This window comes from Pseudomonas sp. BGI-2, from assembly GCF_004310295.1.
In the GTDB taxonomy this organism is placed as follows: domain Bacteria; phylum Pseudomonadota; class Gammaproteobacteria; order Pseudomonadales; family Pseudomonadaceae; genus Aquipseudomonas.
In genome coordinates this window covers 1-23739 of the sequence record NZ_SISB01000013.1, presented here as the reverse complement: position 1 = coordinate 23739, position 23739 = coordinate 1, and the positions used below count along the sequence as shown (strand labels likewise).

General features: G+C 57.5%; 26 protein-coding genes, 1 tRNA gene and 1 pseudogene. 11 read left to right on the top strand and 17 right to left on the bottom strand.

Going from position 1 to position 23739, the window contains the following annotated elements; all coding sequences use genetic code 11:
• The first annotated feature begins 204 nt into the window (after positions 1–204).
• Together EYC95_RS11110 and EYC95_RS11105 are read left to right on the top strand one after the other, a co-directional pair.
• Positions 205–2166, top strand: coding sequence for an FAD-dependent oxidoreductase (locus EYC95_RS11110; RefSeq protein ID WP_131060384.1), 1962 nt, complete (start codon positions 205–207; stop codon positions 2164–2166).
• Positions 2167–2236: 70 nt separating this feature from the next.
• The gene (locus EYC95_RS11105) at positions 2237–2836 is read left to right on the top strand and encodes a cupin domain-containing protein (protein WP_131060463.1); all 600 of its coding nucleotides are present in this window, start codon (positions 2237–2239) and stop codon (positions 2834–2836) included.
• Between the two features lie 97 nt (positions 2837–2933).
• Here EYC95_RS11105 and EYC95_RS30600 read toward each other — a convergent pair whose 3' ends face one another.
• The 4 genes and pseudogenes from EYC95_RS30600 to EYC95_RS11085 all read right to left on the bottom strand — a co-directional run.
• Positions 2934–3245, bottom strand: a complete 312-nt coding sequence (locus EYC95_RS30600) for a hypothetical protein (RefSeq protein WP_256656949.1) — start codon at positions 3243–3245, stop codon at positions 2934–2936.
• Positions 3238–3633 (bottom strand): hypothetical protein, encoded by a 396-nt coding sequence (locus EYC95_RS11095; protein ID WP_131060383.1) that lies wholly within the window; start codon positions 3631–3633, stop codon positions 3238–3240. The genes EYC95_RS30600 and EYC95_RS11095 overlap by 8 nt, the downstream gene beginning before the upstream one ends.
• A gap of 211 nt (positions 3634–3844) precedes the next feature.
• Entirely contained in the window at positions 3845–4168 is a 324-nt protein-coding gene (locus EYC95_RS11090; protein ID WP_131060382.1) for a hypothetical protein, read from the bottom strand.
• A 41-nt stretch (positions 4169–4209) separates the two neighbouring features.
• Positions 4210–4416: pseudogene (locus tag EYC95_RS11085) on the bottom strand (toxin-antitoxin system HicB family antitoxin); the annotation flags it as partial.
• 531 nt (positions 4417–4947) lie between these two features.
• On the opposite strand from EYC95_RS11085, the gene EYC95_RS11075 reads away from it, so the two are divergent.
• From EYC95_RS11075 to EYC95_RS11065, 3 genes are all read left to right on the top strand, one after another.
• On the top strand, positions 4948–5238 hold the full coding sequence (locus EYC95_RS11075; RefSeq protein ID WP_131060379.1) for a DUF3077 domain-containing protein: 291 nt from the start codon (positions 4948–4950) through the stop codon (positions 5236–5238).
• 232 nt (positions 5239–5470) lie between these two features.
• Complete coding sequence (locus tag EYC95_RS11070; protein WP_131060378.1) at positions 5471–5752, top strand: hypothetical protein; 282 nt, start codon at positions 5471–5473, stop codon at positions 5750–5752.
• Between the two features lie 3 nt (positions 5753–5755).
• Entirely contained in the window at positions 5756–6169 is a 414-nt protein-coding gene (locus tag EYC95_RS11065) for a hypothetical protein (protein WP_131060377.1), read from the top strand.
• A gap of 706 nt (positions 6170–6875) precedes the next feature.
• Here the strand turns inward: EYC95_RS11065 and EYC95_RS11060 are convergent.
• The 5 genes from EYC95_RS11060 to dapA form a co-directional block, all read right to left on the bottom strand.
• Positions 6876–6965 (bottom strand) — tRNA-Ser (locus EYC95_RS11060).
• A gap of 83 nt (positions 6966–7048) precedes the next feature.
• The gene (purC, locus tag EYC95_RS11055; RefSeq protein WP_008034929.1) at positions 7049–7762 is read right to left on the bottom strand and encodes a phosphoribosylaminoimidazolesuccinocarboxamide synthase; all 714 of its coding nucleotides are present in this window, start codon (positions 7760–7762) and stop codon (positions 7049–7051) included.
• 28 nt (positions 7763–7790) lie between these two features.
• A complete protein-coding gene (locus EYC95_RS11050) occupies positions 7791–8549 on the bottom strand; it encodes an MBL fold metallo-hydrolase (RefSeq protein WP_131060376.1) in 759 nt (252 codons plus the stop codon).
• Positions 8550–8553: 4 nt separating this feature from the next.
• Complete coding sequence (gene bamC, locus EYC95_RS11045) at positions 8554–9669, bottom strand: outer membrane protein assembly factor BamC (RefSeq protein ID WP_131060375.1); 1116 nt, start codon at positions 9667–9669, stop codon at positions 8554–8556.
• A 17-nt stretch (positions 9670–9686) separates the two neighbouring features.
• Positions 9687–10565, bottom strand: coding sequence for a 4-hydroxy-tetrahydrodipicolinate synthase (gene dapA, locus EYC95_RS11040; protein WP_131060374.1), 879 nt, complete (start codon positions 10563–10565; stop codon positions 9687–9689).
• A gap of 328 nt (positions 10566–10893) precedes the next feature.
• Here dapA and EYC95_RS11030 point away from each other — a divergent pair, with 328 nt between their 5' ends.
• Entirely contained in the window at positions 10894–11454 is a 561-nt protein-coding gene (locus tag EYC95_RS11030) for a glycine cleavage system protein R (protein ID WP_109628402.1), read from the top strand.
• A gap of 10 nt (positions 11455–11464) precedes the next feature.
• Positions 11465–11938, top strand: coding sequence for a peroxiredoxin (locus EYC95_RS11025; RefSeq protein WP_010462257.1), 474 nt, complete (start codon positions 11465–11467; stop codon positions 11936–11938).
• A 125-nt stretch (positions 11939–12063) separates the two neighbouring features.
• Here the strand turns inward: EYC95_RS11025 and EYC95_RS11020 are convergent, their stop codons facing one another.
• Together EYC95_RS11020 and EYC95_RS11015 are read right to left on the bottom strand one after the other, a co-directional pair.
• Positions 12064–13134 (bottom strand): AI-2E family transporter, encoded by a 1071-nt coding sequence (locus tag EYC95_RS11020; protein ID WP_131060372.1) that lies wholly within the window; start codon positions 13132–13134, stop codon positions 12064–12066.
• A 31-nt stretch (positions 13135–13165) separates the two neighbouring features.
• The gene (locus EYC95_RS11015; protein WP_028621876.1) at positions 13166–13405 is read right to left on the bottom strand and encodes a sulfurtransferase TusA family protein; all 240 of its coding nucleotides are present in this window, start codon (positions 13403–13405) and stop codon (positions 13166–13168) included.
• A 98-nt stretch (positions 13406–13503) separates the two neighbouring features.
• Between EYC95_RS11015 and EYC95_RS11010 the strand changes: the two genes are divergently transcribed.
• Positions 13504–14937, top strand: a complete 1434-nt coding sequence (locus EYC95_RS11010) for a M48 family metalloprotease (RefSeq protein ID WP_131060371.1) — start codon at positions 13504–13506, stop codon at positions 14935–14937.
• Positions 14938–15017: 80 nt separating this feature from the next.
• Here the strand turns inward: EYC95_RS11010 and EYC95_RS11005 are convergent, their stop codons facing one another.
• The 4 genes from EYC95_RS11005 to rpoE form a co-directional block, all read right to left on the bottom strand.
• On the bottom strand, positions 15018–16445 hold the full coding sequence (locus EYC95_RS11005) for a DegQ family serine endoprotease (protein WP_131060370.1): 1428 nt from the start codon (positions 16443–16445) through the stop codon (positions 15018–15020).
• A 182-nt stretch (positions 16446–16627) separates the two neighbouring features.
• Positions 16628–17584 (bottom strand): MucB/RseB C-terminal domain-containing protein, encoded by a 957-nt coding sequence (locus EYC95_RS11000; protein WP_131060369.1) that lies wholly within the window; start codon positions 17582–17584, stop codon positions 16628–16630.
• A gap of 8 nt (positions 17585–17592) precedes the next feature.
• Positions 17593–18180, bottom strand: coding sequence for a sigma-E factor negative regulatory protein (locus EYC95_RS10995; RefSeq protein WP_131060368.1), 588 nt, complete (start codon positions 18178–18180; stop codon positions 17593–17595).
• 30 nt (positions 18181–18210) lie between these two features.
• Entirely contained in the window at positions 18211–18792 is a 582-nt protein-coding gene (gene rpoE, locus EYC95_RS10990) for an RNA polymerase sigma factor RpoE (protein WP_007944079.1), read from the bottom strand.
• Positions 18793–19350: 558 nt separating this feature from the next.
• Here rpoE and nadB point away from each other — a divergent pair.
• On the top strand, positions 19351–20967 hold the full coding sequence (gene nadB / locus EYC95_RS10985) for an L-aspartate oxidase (RefSeq protein ID WP_131060367.1): 1617 nt from the start codon (positions 19351–19353) through the stop codon (positions 20965–20967).
• Here nadB and EYC95_RS10980 read toward each other — a convergent pair.
• A complete protein-coding gene (locus EYC95_RS10980) occupies positions 20936–21388 on the bottom strand; it encodes a protein YgfX (RefSeq protein WP_131060366.1) in 453 nt (150 codons plus the stop codon). The two genes, nadB and EYC95_RS10980, sit on opposite strands and share 32 nt — an antisense overlap.
• Positions 21372–21626: a succinate dehydrogenase assembly factor 2 gene (locus EYC95_RS10975; protein ID WP_007944081.1), complete on the bottom strand. Its 255-nt coding sequence runs from the start codon at positions 21624–21626 to the stop codon at positions 21372–21374. Before EYC95_RS10975 ends, EYC95_RS10980 begins: the two co-directional genes overlap by 17 nt.
• A gap of 149 nt (positions 21627–21775) precedes the next feature.
• Here EYC95_RS10975 and EYC95_RS10970 point away from each other — a divergent pair, with 149 nt between their 5' ends.
• Together EYC95_RS10970 and EYC95_RS10965 are read left to right on the top strand one after the other, a co-directional pair.
• Positions 21776–22717: a folate-binding protein YgfZ gene (locus EYC95_RS10970; RefSeq protein WP_131060365.1), complete on the top strand. Its 942-nt coding sequence runs from the start codon at positions 21776–21778 to the stop codon at positions 22715–22717.
• A 35-nt stretch (positions 22718–22752) separates the two neighbouring features.
• Positions 22753–23574 (top strand): HDOD domain-containing protein, encoded by an 822-nt coding sequence (locus EYC95_RS10965; RefSeq protein ID WP_131060364.1) that lies wholly within the window; start codon positions 22753–22755, stop codon positions 23572–23574.
• Positions 23575–23739 lie beyond the last annotated feature (165 nt).

Sequence of the window (23739 nt, the reverse complement as noted above, 5' to 3'; positions counted from 1 at the left end):
TTGCAGGTGCCACGCGAATTACCTCGACGTGACCCTTTTTTAATGTTGTGAGGTTCGCCTCAGGTCCGGGCGCCAAATGAATCTACTGCGAGCCTAAGTAAAAAAACAAGTTGATTTTTTACTACAGGTAAATTTCTATAGGCAAATAACAACAACGCAAAAAAACCGGCCTTTCGGCTTCAGCCTGCCTGGAGTAATTGCACCATGTCGACCGCTTCCCCTGCCTTCGCGCACCTGTTCGAACCCCTGCAACTGCGTGGCAAACGCCTGAAAAACCGCATCATGTCCAGCGGTCACGACACTTCGATGCCCACCGACAACCTGGTCAACGAGCAACTGATTGCCTACCACACTGCGCGGGCCGAAGGCGGCGTCGGGCTGATCGTGTTGCAAGTGGCCGGCGTGCATGACAGCGCGCGGTACACCTCGCACGTGCTCATGGCCACCGACGACGCTTGCATCAAGGGCTATCGAACAATCGCTGAGCGCTGCCATGCGCACGGCACCGTGGTGCTGTCACAAATCTTCCATCCGGGTCGGGAAATCATGGAGTCCAGCGATGGCTTGCTCGCTGTCGCTTACTCGCCTTCGGCGGTGCCCAACGAGCGGTTTCGGGTGATGCCTCGGGCGCTGGATCAAGCGATGATCGACGAGATTGTCGCCGGTTACGGGGCCGCTGCCCGACGCCTGTATCAGGCTGGGATCGACGGTGTGGAAGTGGTCGCCAGCCATGGTTACCTGCCGGCGCAATTCATCAATCCACGGGTCAACCGTCGCACCGATGGCTACAACGGCGAACTGGAACAGCGTCTGCGTTTCCTGCGCGAAGTGATCGATGCAGTACGCGCCAACACCGATGAACACTTCATCATCGGCCTGCGCATTTCTGCCGATGAACGCGATCCCGAAGGGCTGACCGAAGACGAATCCCTGGCTGCCGTGCAATCGCTGCAAGGGATTCTGGATTACGTGCACATCGTCGCCGGCACCTCGGCCTCATTGGGCGGCGCCGTGCACATTGTGCCGCCGATGGCGATCGAAGCCGCTTATCTGGCCAAGGAGGCCGGAACGTTCAAGGCCAGGCTGTCGATTCCACTGTTCGTCACCGGGCGCATCAACCAACCGCAGGAAGCTGAATTGATCATCGCGCGCGGGCAGGCCGATGTCTGCGGCATGACCCGCGCACTGATCTGCGACCCGCAAATGCCCAACAAAACCGACACCGGCCACGTCGAGGATGTGCGCGCCTGCATCGCCTGTAACCAGGCGTGCATCGGCCACTTTCACAAAGGTCTGCCGATTTCCTGCATCCAGCACCCGGAAACCGGGCGCGAACTGATCTTCGGCCAGCGGCAACCCACCGCTCAACGCAAACGCATCATGATTGCCGGCGGCGGACCAGCCGGGATGAAAGCTGCCGCCGTGGCTGCCCAGCGTGGACATGACGTGACCCTCTACGAAGCCAGCTCGCAACTCGGCGGCCAAGTCTTACTGGCGCAATTGCTGCCGCGACGCGCCGAATTCGGCGGTGCCAGCACCAACCTGCAACGCGAAATGGAACTGGCCGGCGTACGCGTCGTACGCAACACCCGCGTCGACCGGGCGCTCGTCGAACGCGAACGCCCGGACATGGTGATCGTCGCTACCGGCGCCGAACCGTATTGGCCAGCGTTCGAGCGCGGCGGTGAATTGCAGGTCGTGGATGCCTGGCAAGTGCTGCGCGATCAAGTGCAAATCGGCCGCTCCGTGGTGGTGGTCGACTGGCGCGCCGACTGGATCGGCCCCGGCATCGCCGAACGTCTGGTAAGCGCCGGGCACCAGGTGCAACTGGCCGTCAACGGCACCCACTGCGGCGAAAACCTGCCGCAGTACGTGCGCGATCAACTGGCCGGCGAACTGCACAAACTCGGCATCCCGATCACTACCTACGCCCGCCTGTACGGCTGCGACGACAACACCGTCTACCTGCAACACACCGCCAGCGGCGAACCAATGCTCATCGAAAACATCGACACTCTGGTGCTCTGCCAAGGCCACCAACCCGTCGATACCCTTGGCGCCGAATTGCAAGGCTTGGTGGAGTTTCGCCGCATCGGCGACTGCCTCGCCCCGCGCACCGCCGAAGAAGCCATCTACGAAGGTTTGAAAGTCGCCTGGGAGCTTTGAGGCTGTTTTATACTCCAGGGCTTTTACCCATCACCCCGGTTTGGAGCACGCCATGAGCAACAGCAGCAAGATGCCGCCTGCCAGCAGCGCGCCTACACAGGACAGCGCCACGGCAGAACCGCATTTTCTCGGCACACGGATTCGTGGGTTGCGCAAACGTCGGGGCATGACCTTGGCGGAATTGGCGCAGAAGAGCGAGCTGACGGCGGGGTACATCAGCCAGCTGGAACGGAATCTGGCGTATCCGTCTATACCTGCGCTGTTCAATATCGCTCGTAGTCTGGGTGTAACCATTCAGTGGTTCTTTGCCAGCGAGGGCAATACGGCGCCTGAAGATAACGGCGTTGTGGTGCGCAAGAACACTCGTATGAGTGTTCATTATGAGGACGGGATTGTGGATCAGCTGCTGACGCCGCAGCCGAATCGGCAGTTGGAGATGCTGCATTCACGGTTTCCGCCCGGGACTTACAGTCAGCAGAGTTACAGCCATGAAGGGGAAGAGGCTGGGTATTTGCTGTCGGGGAGTTTTGAGCTGTGGGTGGGTGAGCGGTATTTCCAGCTGAGTGAGGGGGATAGTTTCAGCTTTTCCAGCCAGGAGCCGCATCGGTATGGGAACCCTGGGGAGGTGGATGCGGTGGTGATTTGGGTGATTACGCCGCCTTCGTTTTGAGGGTTCGGCAGCGGTCTCAGCGCTTGATAGATTCAGGTGGCACGACCACTGCACAAAAAAAACCGGCGTCTGGCCGATTTTCTTTTTGCGCATTCGTTTACAACCACCCGAACCCTTTCCCCATGACTGCCGCCAGACCCAGCGCGGCGGTAATCAAAGCGCCAAACAGTAAACGAAAATCCGTTCGAGCGTCTTTCCGCTGCTCACTAAAATCAGTGCGAAGGTCACCCAGGTCACGCCGGACGTATTCGATATGCGTTTCTAGTTGGGATACACGTGGTTCCAATGGGTTTTCTCCTGGAGGACCTGGTGGTCTTCGTCCTTTATCGTCTCCGCCACTCCTTTTGTTGCTCGGGAAGCGGTCGGGGTAATGCTCATCAAGGTTTACCAGCACAAAAGGCTCACTCATCGCAGACCTCCAGCGTACGGGCTTTGCTCCCATCGTCGACGATGATATCTGCCAACACACTCAGCGAATGCAAGCGAACAAATCCGCAATACTTGCAGTTAAGCATCACCGCCGGCGTGCCGGAGCGTAAATACTCTTTGCCACACGCCCAAGGCAACCCGACGCCCGTCGCCCCGGCTTGGAGTGGCAACTCCCACTCATCATGCTCACAAAACGGGCACTCGGTATTCTTTATTCGCGCTTTGAAAAAATTGGCCAACCGCCCGGTATCCAGATGAAGATCCCTGGACATTGGCTTGGCTTCTGCCCCCCCGGTCTGATCATCACCCTGAAAACCCTCTTCACTGCTGCTGTACATCGCTACCTCCTCCTTGAGGGAATAAATCATCGATTAACCGATCAACCAGAAGATGGTGCGTAACGTCCAGCCACCTGCTCGACCGCGAAGTCACTACTGATGTCTTCGCTGAAAACCGAATATACCTTCGATCAATCTCGGACGTATCCGCGTACGAAGTAGGAGGATTCGCTTGTTTTTGTCAGCCCGGAATTATTCCTGTGAGATCCGTCCACGCGGTTCTTTTCGAAGCTGACCAGGGTCACAGATTTCTCTGATGAATGGGGTCTTCAGTTGGCAGGGTCAGTGGCCATTCCGGCGTTGCCTCGGCATCGCCTTCAGGTTCTGCTTGAGCTCTGGAATTGTTCGGGACCACCAGCCCCAACACACCCCTTTCAATCAGTGAAAGAAGTCCAAAAGTAATGAAGCCAAAAATCAGCCCGACAACCAGAATGCTCAATGGGTGAATTTGCACGGCGTCGGAGCTTTCCAGCATGTAGAGAAAAGCCTGAATAGCGACGGCCACGCAGGCCGCAAGGGCTGCTATCAGCTTGATAATCAACCAAAGCCGCCGCCATCTGTTCATGCTCTTCCCCGCTATCCGGTGATTTAGCTCTTTATTGCATGATAGCTAATGACCGGGATGCGCCTTGTTTTCTCGCATGCCTCCAGATAATCAGTGACGGCCTCTTCAAATGCATCTCGAAGCTCGAGTACTGACTCGCCATGAAAGCCAACCACATCTTTGATACCCGCAATATGGCCGACAAACAGGCCGTCTTCGTTGCTGTATTCAATTCGGGCGACATAGTCTTGGTAATTCATTTCGTTCACGGGGTGGCTCCTGCTTGCTCAAGGAAAGCCCGAGCATCACTAACCTGGTAGGGCTTAGTTTCTTTGTCGGAGTGGGGTCGGTGCCAGAATATCCGGGTGACTCTCGATGAAGTTGTAGGCAAAATCCGAGAGTTGCGTAAGAGGTGCGCTTGCTGTGCGTTTTGGCTCGTTACCGTCTTGTTGGCCTTATCTTCGCTGGGATATTCTCCAGCCGTCGCTGAAAGTTCAGCGAACGGGCTTGGTAACCCGACGAGTTACGCAACAGCGTCCCCTTCACAATACTGGTTTTTTTCATCAGTAATCTTGTGCTATGGCGGCTGTGCGTGGGACGCCTTCGGGCGTGCCGGTCTCCTTGACTCCCGGTTTACCAACCTGCGCGCAGCTGCCACCCATTCGCTTGGTAACGAAAACGGCAGCTCCTAACGTCAAGGAGTAGACAATGCACACTGTAAATCCGTACAAATTTCTGCGTTACCCTCACCTCAATTCTGACTGTCGATCCCGCTGCATCTCCGTCAATGGAGGTGGCAAATGACCGAACCAACAGAAGTAAAAACCATCGGCTTCACCCCTATCTACTGTTCAGGCAAAGCGATGTTCCACGTCAGCGCAGGGGTGCCCGTGAGTGTTGCATTGGCACAGGCATCTGATTTTCTGTTCCTGGCCAAGGCGTTCACGGAGGATGCCGCATACGTAAGAGACACCGACCGTCATGCCTGGGCCGCGCACTATTTAACGGCGATGGGTAAAGCGCTGCTTGATGATGTGGTGAAGGCGGTTACACCCAGACCTGCTCGGAAGGACAAGAAGGCCGCGAAATAGCGGCTAGCCTTTCTGATAAGTGCCCCGAGCATTAGGGGTATCAGACCGCCATGGGGAGTGATGCTAGCGACTCTCCCATGGCGCCTATGCTGCCACCCACTTGCTGACAGATACCACGGCTTGGGGTGATTGCTTTTTCACTGGAGAGATATAGAATCTATATCACCTTCTAGATTGAAGGATAGTCAGAGCTCGGACGCTCTACCAAGAAACATATGCTTTGGAGTACCCAATGACCCTCACCACTGAAAAATCTGAAAGCTTTCTGCTGCGATTACGCAAACAGGACACGCCAACAGGGGTAAGCATCTCGACAATCGAGTTGCTTATGAATCAGACCGGTTTGAGTAAAACCGAAGTCGCCCACCTCGCTTTGAGGCAATTTGCTGACCGCTATTTGCCCAAGTACGAGCTAGACGATGGACCTCTAACCCCGGCTCAAGTCTCCGCAATTCGTGCAGCTAGCCCTGCTACGGACCTTCCGGAGGAGCGCATTACTAAAAGGCTCTACTGAAAAATGACCGTACCTTTTCGCCCGCTGCCTGCACCAGGCGACTTTGTCTGGTGTCATTTCCCCGAAGTCATCGGGAATCCAGGCCCCAAAGCTCGCCCCGCATTGGTAGTCGCTGTTTTCGAAGATGATCACGCGGTAAGAATCGCCTACGGCACTACGCGAAAAACAGAAAAATTGTTTCCGGGTGAATTTGTTTTAGACCCTGCGGACGATGGTTTCGCGTTGAGCGGACTGGCCCAGCGCACGAAGTTCGACTTGAACAACGAAGTCCAAGTCTATTTTGATTCCGATTGGTTTGCCCCGAATCAAAGCGTCTACGCCTCCACGCCTCTACCCAAGATGGGGCGGTTAGACATTGAGTATTACCCTGTCGTACAGAAGGCAGCGGAAGCGAAAGCCAAGCGTATAAAAAAGTAACATTGAGTGTTTAACAAGCCGAAGCAATGCGGGCTTCTTTATTCTGTCGCGCTTTATTTTTCACAATTGTCGTATTTCAAAAGTCACAACATTTCTTACAAAAAACCGACGTTTGGCCGGGTTAGTAAAGACCAGCCGTGTAGCTCAGATGCTGTGCGACGTGGGCGGTCTATTGCTATTGCTTGGATCCAAGCTAGGCTCCTGTTGCTTTGAGGTTGCGTGTTACAGCCTGAGCAACCTGCCATGGGGATATGAAAAATGAGCAAGTCACCAATCGGAACTACCGGCAAAACCGGCGAAAAGTCACCAGAAAGCGGTGTATGGGAAACGCAAGACTCACCTTCTACCACCGGGCCATTCGCCGAAGGCAATGTGTTCCCGCCACATAACGGCAAAGCTGTTACGTGGAAGCTGATCTCCTACGCTTAAAACGCATCGCAATAAGAAAGCCTCAGCGTATTGAGGCTTTTTAAATACGCCCGCCTGCCCACCTTCTGCTCACCAAGAACCCGTTACCGCTTGACGCTCACAACCCCATAGAGGCGCTGAGCTGACTCAGTTTTGGCGATGGGGTGCGGATGATAGAGAAGCCGCTTTGGGCACGCTGAGAGGGTCTGTAGCGATAGGTATTTTACGTACTACCTCTACGTACAATCCCAGAATGCAAAAAGCCCCAAGACCTTGATCTATGGGGCTTTTCTATGTATGGCGGAGAGATAGGGATTCGAACCCTAGGTACCGGTGAAGGTACAACGGATTTCGAATCCGTCCCATTCGGCCACTCTGGCATCTCTCCAACGGCGCGCATCATAACAACACTTTCGCCGGAAGCGAACCCCCTAAGCGAAATTTTTCCGTGCTATCAGATGCTTGCGTCGATTAAAGCGGTACACCCAGACGATTGGCAACTTCTTCGTAGGCTTCGATGACGTCACCGAGGCCCTGGCGGAAGCGGTCTTTGTCCATTTTCTTGCCGGTCGCCTTGTCCCACAGACGGCAGCCGTCCGGGCTGAACTCGTCGCCCAGGACGATGGAGCCGTCGGAGAAGACGCCGAATTCAAGTTTGAAGTCGACCAGCAGCAGGCCAGCGTCGTCGAACAGTTTGCTCAGGACTTCGTTGACCTTGAGCGACAGTTCTTTCATGCGAACCAGTTGCTCGGCGGTGCCCCAACCGAATGCCACGACGTGGGATTCGTTGATGAACGGGTCGCCCTTGGCGTCGTCCTTCAGGAACAGTTCGAAGGTGTAAGGATTGAGCTTCATGCCTTCTTCGACGCCCAGGCGTTTGACCAGGCTGCCGGCAGCGTAGTTACGCACGACGCACTCGACCGGGATCATGTCGAGTTTTTTCACCAGGCATTCGTTGTCGCCCAGCAGTTTGTCGAATTGGGTCGGCACGCCGGCGGCTTCGAGTTTCTGCATGATGAAGGCGTTGAACTTGTTGTTCACCATGCCTTTGCGGTCGAGCTGCTCGATGCGCTTGCCGTCGAACGCCGAGGTGTCGTTGCGAAACAGCAGGATCAAGCGGTCAGCGTCGTCGGTCTTGAAAACCGATTTGGCTTTGCCGCGGTAGAGTTCTTCACGTTTTTCCATGATGGGCTCCGCTTGCTAAGTAGGTGGGCTAGGCGATATGTCGCCAGTCGAGCCCTGAATCTTGATCGGCCATTTGCAGCCAGTCCGGGTCGCACCCTAGGGTGTCGACAAAACATTGCCGGGCCAGCTGCGGCAGGTTGTTCTTGCTGCTCAGATGGGCCAGGACCAGGTGTTGCAGGCCTTGCCAGCCCAACTCAGACACCAGGAATGCCGCCTGGTGGTTGTTCAAATGTCCCAGTTCACCGCCCACCCGCTGCTTCAAGAAGTATGGGTAGTGACCGCGAGCGAGCATGTCACGGCAATGGTTGGACTCGATCATCAACGCATCGAGGTCCCGATAGCCGTCCAGCACCTTGTTGCAATACGAGCCCAGGTCGGTCAGCAGGCCGAAGCGCCGCTCACCGTCGCTGAAGACGTACTGCGTCGGTTCCTGTGCATCGTGGGCCACGGCAATGACGCCGATGCTCAGTGCGCCGATCTGCAGTTGCTCGCCGCCGGCCAGAAGGCCAGCCGGTTCAATCGGTTTGCGCATCCCGCGCAGGGTCCCGCGACTGAGGTAGACAGGCAGATTGTAGCGCCGAGACAGCAAACCCACGCCATGCACGTGGTCGGCATGTTCGTGGGTCACGAGTATCGCGCTCAGTTGCGCAGGGTTCACACCCAGGCGCAGCAGGCGTTTTTCGGTTTCCCGCAGGGAGAAACCACAATCCACCAGTACATACGTGTCAGCGCTGGCTATCAGCGTGCCGTTCCCTTGGCTACCGCTGCCGAGAACGGCAAAACGCATGTGATCAGCCCAGGTTGTCCTGAATCACGCTCAACACCTTGCGCGCCACTTCTGCCGGCGCCACGGTGTTGATGTTTTTCTCGACGGTGACCTGGACGTTGTCGCCAACCTTGCTCAGGCGAACCTGATAACGCTCGGCACGGGCTTCAACTTCTTCCTTGCTCGGCGCGCTGCCGAACAGGCCGCTGAAGAAACCAGGTTTCTCGTCTTTCTTCTCGGCTTTTTCGGAGAGGTTGATGTAGTACAGGCCCAGGCTGCGGTTGATGTCTTCAACGCGCCATTCGCCCTGTTCCAGCGCACGACCTACGCTCGACCAAGCACGATCCAGGTCGTTGCCGACGTTCAGAACCGGGTTGCCGCTGCCGTCTTCGCTCAGGCTGACACGACTCGGCGTATCGAAATCACGCGAAGCCAGCATGGAGACCGAACCGCCCTTCTCCGAGATGCGGCTCATGCTTGCGAGCATGTCGTCGACCAGTGCCGCGTCCAGGCCAGTGTTGACCGAACGGTTGGTGAAGGCCACGTCGGCGGTGCTGCCGGAAGGACGTTCGGCGCTGACCACGTAGACTTCGCTGGTGTTGCGCTGCACGCCCGGCTCGATACGCACCCGAACACGGGTTTCGCTGTCAGTGCTGACACCGGCGGCGCTCAGGCGCTTGGCCATTGCTGCGGACAGTTCGTCGGCATGCTGCCAGGTGGTGGTGAATTCGCCGGTTTGCGGCTTCTGTTCGTCCAGACGAAAACCGTTGTCCTGGAAGAACTGCACAGCCACTGGCCAGACTTCGGCGGGTGGGTTCTGGGCGACGATCCAGCGCGAATCACCGGTCTTCTGCAGGGAGTAGGCGCTGGCGTCAGCCCCTGCCGACAATGGCTGCGGACGCGGCACGATGTATTCGCCCTTCGCGGTGTCATCGGCCACGTTGCGCGGGATCGGCAGCAGCGGATCCAGACGTTTGGCGGTGCTGACATCCGTTGGCAATTGCATAGGTGCAGTCTGTTGCGCTTCCAGGTAATCGCTACCACGGTCACGGAAATAACCTTCCGGGCCCCAGACCCATCCACAGCCACTGGTGCTGGAGATAATCAAGGCAAGTGCGGAAAGTCCGGCCAATCGCTTCATGCGTAGTACTTCCTCAATTAAACCAGTACGCCGGACTGGCGCATGGCCTGCCGCAGCGGTTCGTGACAGGCAGCGCTGAGCCAGGTGAGCGGCAGACGGATACCGTCCGGCATCAAGCCCATTTCATGCAGTGCCCATTTCACGGGGATAGGGTTGGATTCGATAAACAGGGTTTTATTGAGCGGCATCAGCTTTTCGTGAATCGCGCGGGCCGTAACGGCGTCGCCTTTCAGGGCAGCGTTGCACAGGTCGCTCATGTCGCGCGGGGCGACGTTGGCGGTCACCGAGATGTTGCCTTTGCCGCCGAGCAGGATCAGTTCGACTGCGGTGGCGTCGTCACCGGAAAGCACCACGAAGTCTTTGCTGACGCCGTCGATGATGGCTTTGGCACGGGTCAGGTCGCCGGTGGCTTCCTTGATGCCGATGATGTTTTTCACGGTCGACAGGCGGATCACGGTTTCGGTCAGCATGTCGCAGGCTGTACGGCCCGGCACGTTGTAAAGAATCTGCGGGATGTCGACGGCTTCGGCGATGGCTTTGAAGTGCTGGTACAAGCCTTCCTGGGTCGGCTTGTTGTAGTACGGCGTGACCAGCAGGCAAGCATCGGCGCCGGCGGTCTTCGCGTTGGTGGTCAACTCGATGGCTTCGCGCGTCGAGTTGGCGCCGGTACCGGCGATCACCGGAATGCGCCCTGCCACCTGCTTTACCACGTAACGAATCACTTCGATGTGCTCGTTCACGTCAAGGGTGGCCGATTCGCCTGTAGTGCCGACCGCCACGATCGCGTGGGTGCCGTTCTGCAGGTGAAAGTCCACCAGTTTGCTCAAGCTGTCCCAGTCGAGACGACCTTGTGCATCCATGGGTGTGACCAGTGCCACCATACTGCCCGCAATCATGCAACCGCTCCTGCCGGAAAAAGAGAGCGGTAATGGTACTGGCGCCAAGATGCTTGTACAAGCAAAGTACTGCGCTGCCGCCATTCCCCTTGGCGCTGCTTTTCGCTACCCTTCAGACTTTGATCGGTACTGATAAGCTCGTACGCCGGGTTTCAGCCTCCATTTTCGGCATCACAAGCCCCGATCCAGCGTTGCCACCCCTCGCTCTTGCCTTGATGGAGCACGTTGCAACCTTCGGCCCGGGTTTTCTGAATTCGCATCCGCAGGCTCGCCCCCGGTAGTAAAAGCCCGTAAAAGTATCGACCGCTCATCGCTTTAGGAATGCTGCATGTCCACCCCCACAGTTCGCGAACAATTCCTTGTCATCAGTGCCCTCGGCGCCAACCCCATGGAGCTGACTAACGTCCTGTGCCGCGCCAGCCATGAAAACCGCTGCGCCGTGGTCACCTCTCGCCTGACCCGTCACGGCGAGTGCAGCGCGTTGATCCTCGAGATCTCCGGCAGCTGGGACGCCCTGGCGCGCCTGGAAGGCAGCCTGTCTGGCCTCGCCAAGAAGCACGCATTCACCGTCAATGTGGTGCGCAGCGCGGCGCTGGAGAATCGTCCTCAGGCCCTGCCTTACGTCGCTTATGTCAGCTCGGCCTATCGTTCGGACATCATCAACGAGCTGTGCCAGTTCTTCATGGACCACAATGTCGAGCTGGAAAACCTGACCTGCGACACGTATCAGGCGCCGCAAACCGGCGGCACCATGCTCAACGCCACGTTTACCGTGACGTTGCCGGCCGGCGTGCAGATCAGCTGGCTGCGCGATCAATTTCTGGATTTCGCCGACGCGCTGAACCTGGACGCGCTGATCGAACCGTGGCGCCCACAAAACCCAATGTAAGGAAGCTTTCATGGCCGTTGCCATCGACCAACCGGTTGCCGACTTCGAAGCACCCGCCACCAATGGACAGACCGTCAGCCTCGCAGGCCTTAAAGGCAAGCAAGTGGTGATCTACTTCTATCCGAAGGACAGCACGCCGGGCTGCACCACTCAAGGTCAGGGCTTTCGCGATCAGCTGGACGCCTTTAAAGCGGCCAATACTGAAGTGTTTGGTGTTTCTCGCGACAGCCTGAAGTCCCACGAAAACTTCAAGGCCAAGCAGGCGTTCACCTTTGAGCTGATCAGCGACAAGGAAGAAGCGCTGTGCCAGTTGTTTGATGTGATCAAGCTGAAGAAGCTGTATGGCAAGGAATACATGGGAGTTGATCGCAGCACGTTCCTGATTGATAAGGACGGTGTGCTGCGTCAGGAATGGCGCGGTGTGAAGGTGCCGGGGCATGTGGATGCGGTGTTGGCTGCGGCTCAGGCTCTCAATAAAGCCTAAGATTCTGGCGTCTGTTCTGACGCCATCGCGGGCAAGCCCGCTCCCACAGGGTTGGCGTTAATCCTGTGGGAGCGGGCTTGCCCGCGAAGACGCCATCAGCCTCACTGCAAAATTAGAGATGACGGTTAAAGCAACGGCGCCACCACCTGTTCCTTCCGCGGCCACGCATCCAGCACAGCCTTGAATAGCGTCGCCAGGGGAATCGCAAAGAACACCCCCCAAAAGCCCCACAACCCGCCAAACAACAGCACCGCACAGATGATTGCCACCGGATGCAGATTGACCGCTTCCGAGAACAACAGCGGTACCAGCACATTGCCGTCCAGGACCTGGATAATCCCGTAGACCGCCATCAAATAGATGAACTGATCACTCCAGCCCCACTGGAACAGCGCAATCAGCAGCACCGGCACGGTCACCACCACCGCTCCGACATACGGCACCACCACCGACACGCCCACCAGCAATGCCAGCAGCGCTGCGTAGTTGAGCCCCAGCACGACGAACCCGATGTAGGTCACACCACCGCAAATGAAAATCTCAATGACTTTGCCGCGAATATAGTTGGCAATTTGACGATTCATCTCGTGAGCGACCCGGGTGATCAACGCCCGCTCACGGGGCAGATAGCCTCGTACCCAATGACCGATCATCTCGCGGTCCTTGAGGAAGAAGAACACTAGGATTGGCACCAGCACCAGATAGATCATGATGTTCACCAGCAACGGCAGGCTCGACAGCGAGAACGTCAGCGCCCACTGACCGAACTTGCCGATCTCCCCCCGCGCCACTTCGATGGCCTGCAGCACCTGCTCGTCCGATACCAGGTGCGGATAGCGTTCGGGCAGCAGCAACAGCAACGATTGCCACTTGGCGAGCATGCCGGGCAGTTCGTTGAACAGCGTGATCAGCTGATGCCAGAGCAACGGCACCACGACAATGATGAACACCAGCAACACGCCCATGAACAACGCGAAGACCAGCCCCACCGCCACCCCGCCGGGCATGCGCAGGCGTTCGAGGGTGACGACCAGGCCTTGCATCAGATACGCCAGCACCATCCCCGCCAGCACCGGTGCGAGCATGCCGCCCAACGTGAGCACGGCGGTAAAGGCCAGAAACAACAGCACGGCCAGCACCACGGCTTCTTCGTCGGAAAAATAGCGCTGAATCCAGTCGCGTAACACCTTGAACATCAATAATCCTTAGAAACGAACGCAGCAGGTTTCAGGCTTTTTTCAGCCAGTAGCGGTAAACACCCGCCTCATCTTCTTCGCGAAGCAGCGTATGACCGGCCAATCGGGCAAAGGTGCGAAAGTCGCGCTGGGAGCCCGCATCGGTGGCGATCACCTTGAGCACCGCGCCACTGGCCATTCGATTGAGCTCCAGCTTGGCCTTGAGCAATGGCAATGGGCAATTCAGGCCACTGGCGTCCAGTTCGGCGTCATGGGCTACAGCGTCGGTCATTACATCGCTCCGGGTCAGGTGGTGGAGTTGCCTAGAATATCTGGTCCCAAGCGAAGTGTCCGGCTACAGTAAGGTCTTTGTCGACTAAGGCTTTGTGCATGACTTTTTTGCGCCCTACCCTGCTGACGCTCGCTTGCCTGCTCGCCTCACCGGGCTTCGCCGACGACTTGCCGTCACTCGGCGACGCCAGTTCTGCCATTGTCTCGCCGCAACAGGAATACCAATTGGGCCGTGCGTGGCTGGCACTGTTGCGCAGCCAGGTCTCGCAGCTCAACGATCCGCAGCTCAAGGATTACGTCGAATCCAGCGTTTACCGACTGGTCGAAACCAGCCAGGTCAATGACCGGCGCCTGGAGTTCATCCTGATCAACAGCCCGCAGCTCAACGCCTTTGCGGCGCCGGGCGGGATTGTCGGAGTCAACGGCGGTCTGTTCCTCAATGCGCAGACCGAGGGCGAATACGCTTCGGTACTGGCGCACGAATTGGCTCACTTGTCGCAGCGCCACTTTGCCCGTGGCGTTGAAGCCCAACAGCGCATGCAAGTCCCGATGATGGCCGCTCTGCTGGCCGGTATCGTCATTGCGGCTGCCGGTGCCGGTGACGCCGGGATCGCGGCGATTGCGGGTACTCAGGCGGCTGCGATTCAGGAGCAGCGACGCTTCTCGCGCCAGAACGAGCAGGAAGCGGACCGCATCGGCATCCTCAATCTGGAAAAGGCCGGTTACGACCCGCGGTCGATGCCGACCATGTTCGAGCGGTTGATGCGTCAGTACCGCTTCGACGCCAAGCCGCCGGAATTTTTGCTGACTCACCCGGTGACCGAATCGCGGATCGCCGACACCCGCAACCGCTCCGAACAGGCCAAACCGGGCGGCATCGAAGACACCATGCGGTATCAGCTGATTCGTGCACGCGTTCAGCTGGTCTATGAAGAAACACCAGGCCTGGGCGCCAAGCGTTTCCGCGCGCAACTCGACGAGAACCCGAAAAACGACGTCGCCCGGTATGGCTTGGCGATCGCCCAGATCAAGGGCGGCCAGTTGAATGAAGCTCGCGAGAACCTCAAACTGCTGCTGGCCAAATCACCGAATGAGATCATCTACAACCTGGCGCAGGTCGATCTGGACATCACCAACAATCGTCTGCCCGATGCTCAAACACGGGTTGACCGGATGCTGACCCAGTACCCCGGCAACTACCCGCTGAACCAGGTGCGCGTCGATCTGCTGCTGAAACAAAACCGCGCCGCCGATGCCGAGAAGGCGCTCGAAGGGCTGCTCAAGTCGCGTCCGGATGATCCGGACGTGTGGTATCAGGTGGCCGAGACGCGCGGTCTGTCAGGCAACATCATCGGCCTGCATCAGGCTCGCGCGGAGTACTTCGCCCTGGTTGGCGACTATCGTCAGGCCATTCAGCAACTGGACTTCGCCAAGCGCAAGGCCGGCACCAACTTCCCGTTGTCGTCGCGTATCGACGCCCGGCAGCGTGAGTTGATGGAGCAGGAACGCATGGTCAAGGACATGATGGGCTGACCTGCTTCAGGAACACAAAAGCTTCAGGCACAAAAAAACCGCCTCTTTCGAGGCGGTTTTTTATTCAGCCGACAACCGGTTTATTCAGCCAGTTTGAAGGTGATGAAGCTGGCACGACCTTGGCGCAGAACCCGCATGGACACCGAACGATTCTTCGGCAGCGCCTTGGCGATTTCAGCGAACTCTTTGCTGTCGTTGATTGCCTGGTTGTTCAGATGAGTGATCACATCATTGGGCTGCAAGCCAATGAGCGATGCAGGCCCATCCTGAACTTCCTTGATCACCACACCGCCTTTGAGGTCGTAGGTCTTCTTCTGCTCAGCGGTCAGATCGGCGACGGCAACGCCCAGACGATTGCTGCTGGTTTCGACGCCTGACTTCAGTTTCGAGTCCAGCTCTTTGCCTTCGTCAGGGATCGCGCCAACCGTCAGCTCGATATTCTTGCGCTTGCCGTCACGAATCACTTCAAGTTTGGCCTTCTCGCCTTCTTTCAGTGCGCCCACCAGATGCGGCAGATCGGCAGACATGACGATCGGTTGACCGTTCATGCTCAGGATCACGTCGCCTACTTGCAGATCACCCTTGGCAGCTGGGCCATCTTCCTGGATCTGGGCCACCAGCGCACCGGCCGGCTTATCAAGACCAAACGACTCGGCCAGATCCTTGTTCACTTCCTGGATCACTACACCCAACCAGCCACGGCTGACTTTGCCGCCACTTTTCAGCTGATTGGAAACGTCCATTGCCACATCGATAGGGATCGCGAACGACACGCCCATGAAACCACCGGAACGGGTGTAGATCTGCGAGTTGATCCCCACCACTTCACCGGCCAGGTTGAACAGCGGACCACCTGAGTTACCCGGGTTGATAGGCACGTCGGTCTGGATGAACGGCACATAGTTTTCGTTTGGCAGACTACGACCGACAGCGCTGACGATGCCTTGGGTCACGGTATGGTCGAAACCGAACGGCGAGCCGATCGCGACGACCCATTGGCCGGCCTTCAGGTCCTGGGACTTGCCCAGCTTCAAGACTGGCAGGTCCTTGCCTTCGATTTTCAGCAATGCCACGTCGGAACGTGGATCGGTGCCAACCAGCTTGGCTTTCAATTCACTGCGGTCGGAGAGACGAACGAGAATTTCGTCGGCATCGGCGATCACGTGGTTGTTGGTCAGGATGTAGCCGTCAGGCGAGATGATGAAACCCGAGCCCAGTGACTGCGCTTCACGCTGGCGATCACCGCGAGGCGAGCGTGGCTGCTGCGGCATGCCCCGCTCGAAGAACTCGCGCAGTGCTGGTGGCAGGCCTTCAAGGTCGGGCATCTGGCCTGACACTCTGCGGTCCGGCAGCTTTTGTGTGGTACTGATGTTCACCACTGCGGGCGAGGCTTGCTCGACCAATTGAGTGAAGTCAGGCAACTCGACTGCTTGAGCAGTGACCGCCTGACCAAGCACCAGCACGGTGGCAACAATGGAAAGATAAGACTTCAAGCGTGGTATCGACATACGGCTCCCGTTACGACGAGCATGGTTAAGCGATATGGAGCAAGGAATACCGGGAAAGATACGCCGGTATTTTTGTTCCGGGAACAACAAAACAAGGCCAGAGCCGTGAGGCTCTGACCTATAGAAAAATTCAGGTTTTTTTGCAAACTGAAATGCTCACCAAACATTTCGGCATCAGCTCACTACTTGGTTGCAGTGGCATCGGTGCGCATGGACAACGCAATCCGTTCAGCAGTACCAATCGGGATCTCGCCAACCACGGTCACCATCATCTCGCCTTGAGGGGTGGTCAAGCGCCGAGAAACAGCAACGGTAGGGCCTAATTGGGTGCGGGTGTCGGTGACGGTCGCACCGTTCAACGGCTCAAGGAATACCGAGAAGCGCGCCAGACCATCGTCATACATCAGACTGTTGACTTGGGTTTTCGTCTCTGTATCCTTGCGGGCGCTGCTGCTGGTCAACTCGAAACCGGGTGGAAGCCAGTCCGAATGCCAGAGCTGGGCGGCCTTGACGGGGGAAGCCTTGTCACCGTCGAGGGTCACAGCCTTGCAATCGTCGCCGGCCTTCAAGTCGTTTTCCGAAGGCACGCTGGCAGTATCCAATTGGGTGAACTGGAAGCGCTCGAGCAACTGCCCTTTGTCATTGAGTAACAATGACTTCAACGGCAAGCCGGTTTCCTTATCAAGGTGAAGCTCAAAACCGTAGCGATGCTGATCACGTGGCTTAAGTGAGACAATCACTGCCGCACGCCCAGCCACACGCGACTTGCCAATGACGGCAAGGTCATACCAATTTTTCAGCTTTTGTGGATCGAGTGCACGAGCAGCGGAGTTGGGTGAATCCCCAAGCCCTGCTATCAGAAGGCCACTGACGCATTGAGTATGCCCATCAATGCGCACGACTTCCTGTGCTGAGCCGTCGAGCTGGAGTAAACGCTCGCGTACCTTGCCATCCTGAACGCGGTGCCAGATGTTATGGGTAGAAAAACTACCGTTACGCTCGTAAACGAAAGTGCCGCGAAAGCTTTGCTGTTGCTCGGCCTGACCAAGACGTGTCAACCAGTCCTGGGCTTCATCGGCGTGGGCTGGAACAACAAACCAGCCACCGAGCAGAAGCGAAAGTAGAGGTATGGCGCGCATGATCCTCCTTAACGGTTTTCCAGGCTTGCTGCACGAGCGTAAGGCAGAGCGCTCTCAGTACCTTTCAGTGCAGCCTGTTGAGCATGTTGGCGCAAGTAGCCTGGCAGACGCTGATCGTGCCAGCCTGGTTGACCTTGCAATACGCCGTTGGCCATAGGGCCAGTGGCTTCCGAACTCTCACTATAGCCTGCCAATACAGCTGGACCCTTGACCTGAGGAACGGCCAGACCCGGTTGACTGGATTGCTGAGCAAGTTCGACACCAGCGATCTCGTCCTGGTTGTACAGACGCACACCTGCCAGCACGGCAACGGTCACCGAAGCAGCAACAGCCAGACGACCCAGGCTGCGCCATGGACCACGGGAGGCTTTTGCCGGTACGGCTTCGTCGGCCAGAGCAGCAGAAACTGCCGCGGCGATGTCCAGACGTGGAAGTAGCAGATCCTTGTGCATAACTGCCCGAGCGATCTGATAACGAGCCCATGTTTCACGGGTTTCAACATCGTCAAAGGCATTTAATACCCGACGCAATTCCAGTTCATCCGCTTCGTTATCCATCACTGCGGACAGCGATTCCTGCAGGGCTTCACGACTCATGGCGTTCCTCTCTTGGCTATCGCCGCTGTCTCAGTTTTCCTGCAACAACGGCTGCAGGGCTTTATCGATGGCCTCCCGAGCGCGGAAAATCCGGGAGCGCACGGTACCCACCGGACATTGCATGACCGCCGCAATGTCTTCGTAACTCAGACCATCGAATTCACGTAAAGTTAAAGCCGTACGCAAATCTTCTGGCAGTTGCTGAATGGTTCGATGGACGGTGCCTTCGATCTCATCCCGCAGCAATGCACGCTCTGGCGACTCGAGATCCTTGAGGCCATGATCGCCATCGTAGAACTCTGCATCTTCGGAACTGACATCGCTATCCGGCGGCCGACGGCCGCGTGAAACCAGATAATTCTTCGCCGTGTTGATGGCGATGCGGTAAAGCCACGTATAAAACGCGCTATCTCCGCGAAAATTTCCAAGTGCGCGGTAGGCCTTGATAAAGGCTTCCTGTGCCACATCTTGGGCTTCATGGGTGTCGTGCACGAAACGCACGATCAACCCGAGAATTTTGTGCTGGTATTTCAGCACTAGCAGATCGAAAGCTCGCTTGTCGCCGCGTTGAACGCGCTCAACGAGCTGCTGATCCTCTTCCTGGGTTAGCATGAACACTCCTCGATAAGCTCGGAGGAGGCTTGCATAACTAAACGACCAGACTTGCAAACATAGACTCGGGCTTTTCGCAAAAGTTCTCCCCCTCCAAGCAAGTTTCCTGCGGGCTCTGATTTGGCACGCACGAAAAGCGCAGCTCGGCATGACCCGGCTGCGCGAATAATCTTGTCGTCGGATTCACTGACCAGGACCAAACCGCACGTCCCGACCTGAAACCGACACTGTCCTTCTTTTCAGGCACCGTCTATTGATCTTGGGCCTTTGGCAAAAGTTCCAAATATTTATAGCCGGGCGAAAGGGACATTGTGCGACCGTGAACAGAAAAAAACTGTTAAATCGCTGATACAGTCGCCTTGTCACCGAACCGGGCGAAAAACCATCCGACGAAGCGTCAGGTATTTTCCGTCACAGTAGTTTCACAATGCCATATGCGCTCGGGTATTGTGCCGCTCCCCCCCTCTATATACTAGTGGGCTGTGTGGCTGCCTTGACTCGCCGTTCCAGGAGTCTTGCGCCAACCCCGACCCGGGTCGCTTTAAGCGGAATCCTGAAATGAGCCAACAGTTTCAACACGATGTTCTGGTCATTGGCAGCGGCGCTGCCGGTTTGAGCCTTGCGCTGACCTTGCCCGGTCATTTGCGCATCGCCGTACTGAGCAAAGGCGACCTCGCCAACGGCTCGACGTTTTGGGCCCAGGGCGGCGTCGCTGCCGTTCTGGATGACACCGATACTGTCGAATCCCACGTCGAGGACACCCTCAATGCCGGTGGTGGACTCTGCCATGAAGACGCCGTGCGCTTTACCGTCGAGCACAGTAAAGAAGCCATTCAATGGCTGATCGACCAAGGTGTGCCGTTTACCCGCGATGAACAATCCGGTACCGAAGACGGCGGATTCGAATTTCACCTGACCCGCGAAGGCGGTCACAGTCATCGACGCATCATTCACGCCGCCGATGCCACGGGCGCGGCGATTTTCAGAACTTTGCTCGCCCAGGCGAAACAGAGACCAAACATCGAATTGCTGGAACAGCGGGTTGCGGTTGATCTGATTACCGAAAAACGCCTGGGCCTCGAAGGCGATCGCTGTCTCGGCGCCTATGTCCTCAATCGCAGCACCGGCGAAGTCGACACCTACGGTGCACGATTCGTGATCCTCGCATCCGGCGGCGCGGCAAAAGTCTACCTCTATACCAGCAACCCCGACGGCGCCTGCGGTGACGGCATCGCCATGGCCTGGCGGTCGGGTTGCCGGGTGGCAAACCTGGAATTCAACCAGTTCCACCCGACCTGTCTTTATCACCCGCAAGCCAAGAGTTTCCTGATCACTGAAGCCCTGCGCGGTGAAGGTGCGCACCTGAAGCTGCCCAACGGCGAGCGCTTCATGCAACGCTTCGACCCGCGTGCCGAACTCGCGCCCCGGGACATCGTCGCCCGCGCCATCGACCATGAGATGAAGCGCCTGGGTGTTGACTGCGTCTATCTGGACATCAGCCACAAGCCCGAAGCATTCATCAAGAGCCACTTCCCGACGGTGTATGAACGCTGCCTCGAGTTTTCCATCGACATCACCAAGCAACCGATCCCAGTGGTTCCGGCGGCGCACTACACCTGCGGCGGCGTGATGGTCGATCAGAACGGTCGCACCGACGTGCCGGGGCTGTATGCCATCGGCGAAACCAGCTTCACCGGCCTGCACGGCGCCAACCGCATGGCCAGCAATTCGCTGCTGGAGTGTTTCGTTTACGCCCGTTCGGCGGCGGCGGACATTCTGGAACAGTTGCCGCAGGTTTCGATTCCGATCGCCCTGCCCGTCTGGGATGCGAGCCAGGTCACCGATTCCGATGAAGACGTGATCATTGCGCACAACTGGGATGAACTGCGGCGATTCATGTGGGACTACGTCGGCATCGTGCGCACCAACAAGCGCCTGCAACGCGCGCAGCACCGCGTGCGGTTGCTGCTGGACGAAATTGACGAGTTCTACAGCAATTATAAGGTCAGTCGGGATTTGATCGAGTTGCGCAACCTGGCCCAGGTGGCGGAGCTGATGATTCAGTCAGCCATGGAGCGCAAGGAAAGTCGCGGCCTGCATTACACACTCGACTACCCGAACATGCTGCCGGTCGCGCTGGACACTATTCTGGTGCCGCCCACCTACGTCGACTGAAGGTGAGCCTCACCCGCAGGCGTCGGTGCAAATCGGCGGCCTGCGAATCGTGGGGAACGCAGATTGATCTGACTCGCCGTTCGTCTCGCAGTCGAAAACGCAGGACCACCAGCATTGGCAACGCCAGGCTGTCCGGTCGCAGCTGCACGGACTGCCAACCGGAGGCCTGATTCCACAACTGCCAACCATCGGCATCGCGACGCAAGCCGCGAAATGCCTGTGGATGTGTCAGCAAAATCTGTCGCGGCAGTAACCAGAATCCGTGAATCACACACAGCGTCACGCCGAGCAGACTGGCCCAGACCGGTATAGAAAGAAGTAGCAATGAACCCAGCGCGAACAGCTGGGCTACAAGATACGCCGCCAGCAACTGCCGCGAGGCATGCCAGCGGCATTCGAACGCATTACTTGGGCTGGACACGATCCAGGATCATGCGAACCATTCGCTGAAGCTCCGGATCTTCCGATTCGGCGCGTTCCATGAACCAGCCGAACATGTCCTGATCTTCGCATTCGAGCAGCTTGCGGTAGCAATCGCGGTCGACGTCGTTGAGGTGCGGGTAGACCTCTTTCACGAACGGCACCAGCAATACGTCAAGCTCGAGCATGCCGCGGCGGCTGTGCCAGTAGAGGCGATTCAGTTCAACATCTTCGACCATGGAGCGCTCCTCAAATAGGCGGCAAGTATACAGCCCCACGCCCGGTCGAACACTCGGCTTTGGTCGGGCGCCATCGATCCTTTGTGAACTACCCATTTCGAGAGCGCCACCTTATGATGTCCCCCAGACTCTTTACCCTGCGATGACCCATGGCCGATTCTGCTTTTTTCTGCACCCTGTCCCATGAAGGCGTTCTTGCAGTCCGCGGCGCGGACGCCGGCAAATTCCTGCAAGGCCAATTGACCTGCAACCTCAATTACCTGAGCGATACTCAGGCCAGTCTCGGCGCCCGCTGCACGCAGAAAGGCCGGATGCAGTCGAGTTTCCGGATTGTGCTGGAAGGTGACGGCGTTCTGCTGGCGATGGCCACCGAACTGCTCGAACCGCAGTTGGCAGACCTGAAAAAGTACGCCGTGTTCTCCAAGTCGAAATTAACCGATGAAAGCGCTGCCTGGGTCCGCTTCGGCCTCGATCATGGCGATGCTGCACTGAGCAGCCTGGGTCTTGAGTTGCCGGCAGACTCTGACAGCGTCGTGCGCCATGAAGGTCTGATCGCCATTCGCGTCTCGCCGGATCGCGCCGAACTGTGGGTCGCTGCCGATCAGGCCGACGTCACCAAGGGCAAGTTGTCCGCCCTGTTGGCCGAAGGCAATCTGAATCAATGGCTGCTGGGCCAGATCCGCGCAGGGATCGGCCAGGTCATGCCGAGCACCCGCGAGTTGTTCATCCCGCAGATGCTCAACCTGCAAGCCGTCGGTGGCGTGAGTTTCAAAAAGGGTTGCTACACCGGCCAGGAAATCGTCGCGCGCATGCAGTACCTGGGCAAACTCAAGCGCCGCTTGTATCGCCTGACACTGGATGCCAGCGAATTGCCCGAACCTGGCACGCAACTGTTTTCCCCGTCCCACGGCAGCTCTATCGGCGAAGTGGTGCTGGCCGCCAACGCCGGGCAAAACATTGAACTCTTGGCCGTGCTGCAAGCCGAAGCAGCAGAAGGTGGCGATATTCATCTGGGCGCCCTCGAAGGGGCAGCCCTGCACCTGCTAGACCTGCCTTATCAACTGGATCGCGATCGCGAAATCCAGCGTTAACCGCAGCACTTGTTGCAACACCCTAGAGAAAAGAAATGAGCGAGCTGGCGGATAAGGTCCAACAGGATTTGGTTGAGGCCATCGATAACGATGACCTGGTTCTGCCAACGTTACCGGAAGTGGCCCTGCAGATTCGCAAGGCCGCTGAAGATCCGGAGGTTAGTGTCAGCGCCCTGAGTAAAGTGATCGGCCGTGACACGGCGCTGTCGGCGCGCCTGATCAAAGTGGTCAATAGCCCGCTGCTGCGCGCGACTCAGGAAGTGACTGACCTGCACACGGCGATCACACGGCTGGGCGTCAACTACAGCAGTAATCTGGCGATCGGCCTGGTGATGGAACAGATTTTCCACGCCCGTTCTGAAGTGGTGGAGCAGAAAATGCGCGATGTCTGGCGTAAAAGCCTGGAAATCGCCGGGGTCAGCTATGCGCTGTGCCGCAGCTACACGCAACTCAAACCTGATCAGGCAGCCCTTGGCGGACTGGTGCATCAGATTGGCGTCCTGCCGATCCTGACCTACGCCGAAGACCATTATGAATTGCTCTCTGACCCGGTCAGCCTCAATCATGTCATCGACCGTATTCACCCCTTGATCGGCGACAAGCTGCTCAGGGTCTGGGAATTTCCGGAAATGCTGGTTCAGTTGCCGGGGTTGTATCTGGATTTCAAGCGCCAGTCCGAGCGGGTCGATTATGTTGATCTGGTTCAGGTGGCCAGCTTGTATTGCCACAAGGACACCGACCATCCGTTGGCCCGCGTCGACGCGTTCAGTGTGCCAGCCTTCAAGAAACTGGGGATCGATCCAGAGAACGAGGCGATGTGCCGGGATCTGGAAGAGTCGCGGTCGATGTTTTATTAAAAGCTTCGCGGGCAAGTCGGATCGCCGCACCGCTCGCTCCTTGTATGTTGACCCTGATTCCAACGAGAGAGGTTACGCTTAAGGATTCATACAACAGCAAGTGCGTTTCTGGGGGAGGCCGATCGCTCCTGAAGGCAGGATTTGCTCCTGACCTTGTCTGTAGAG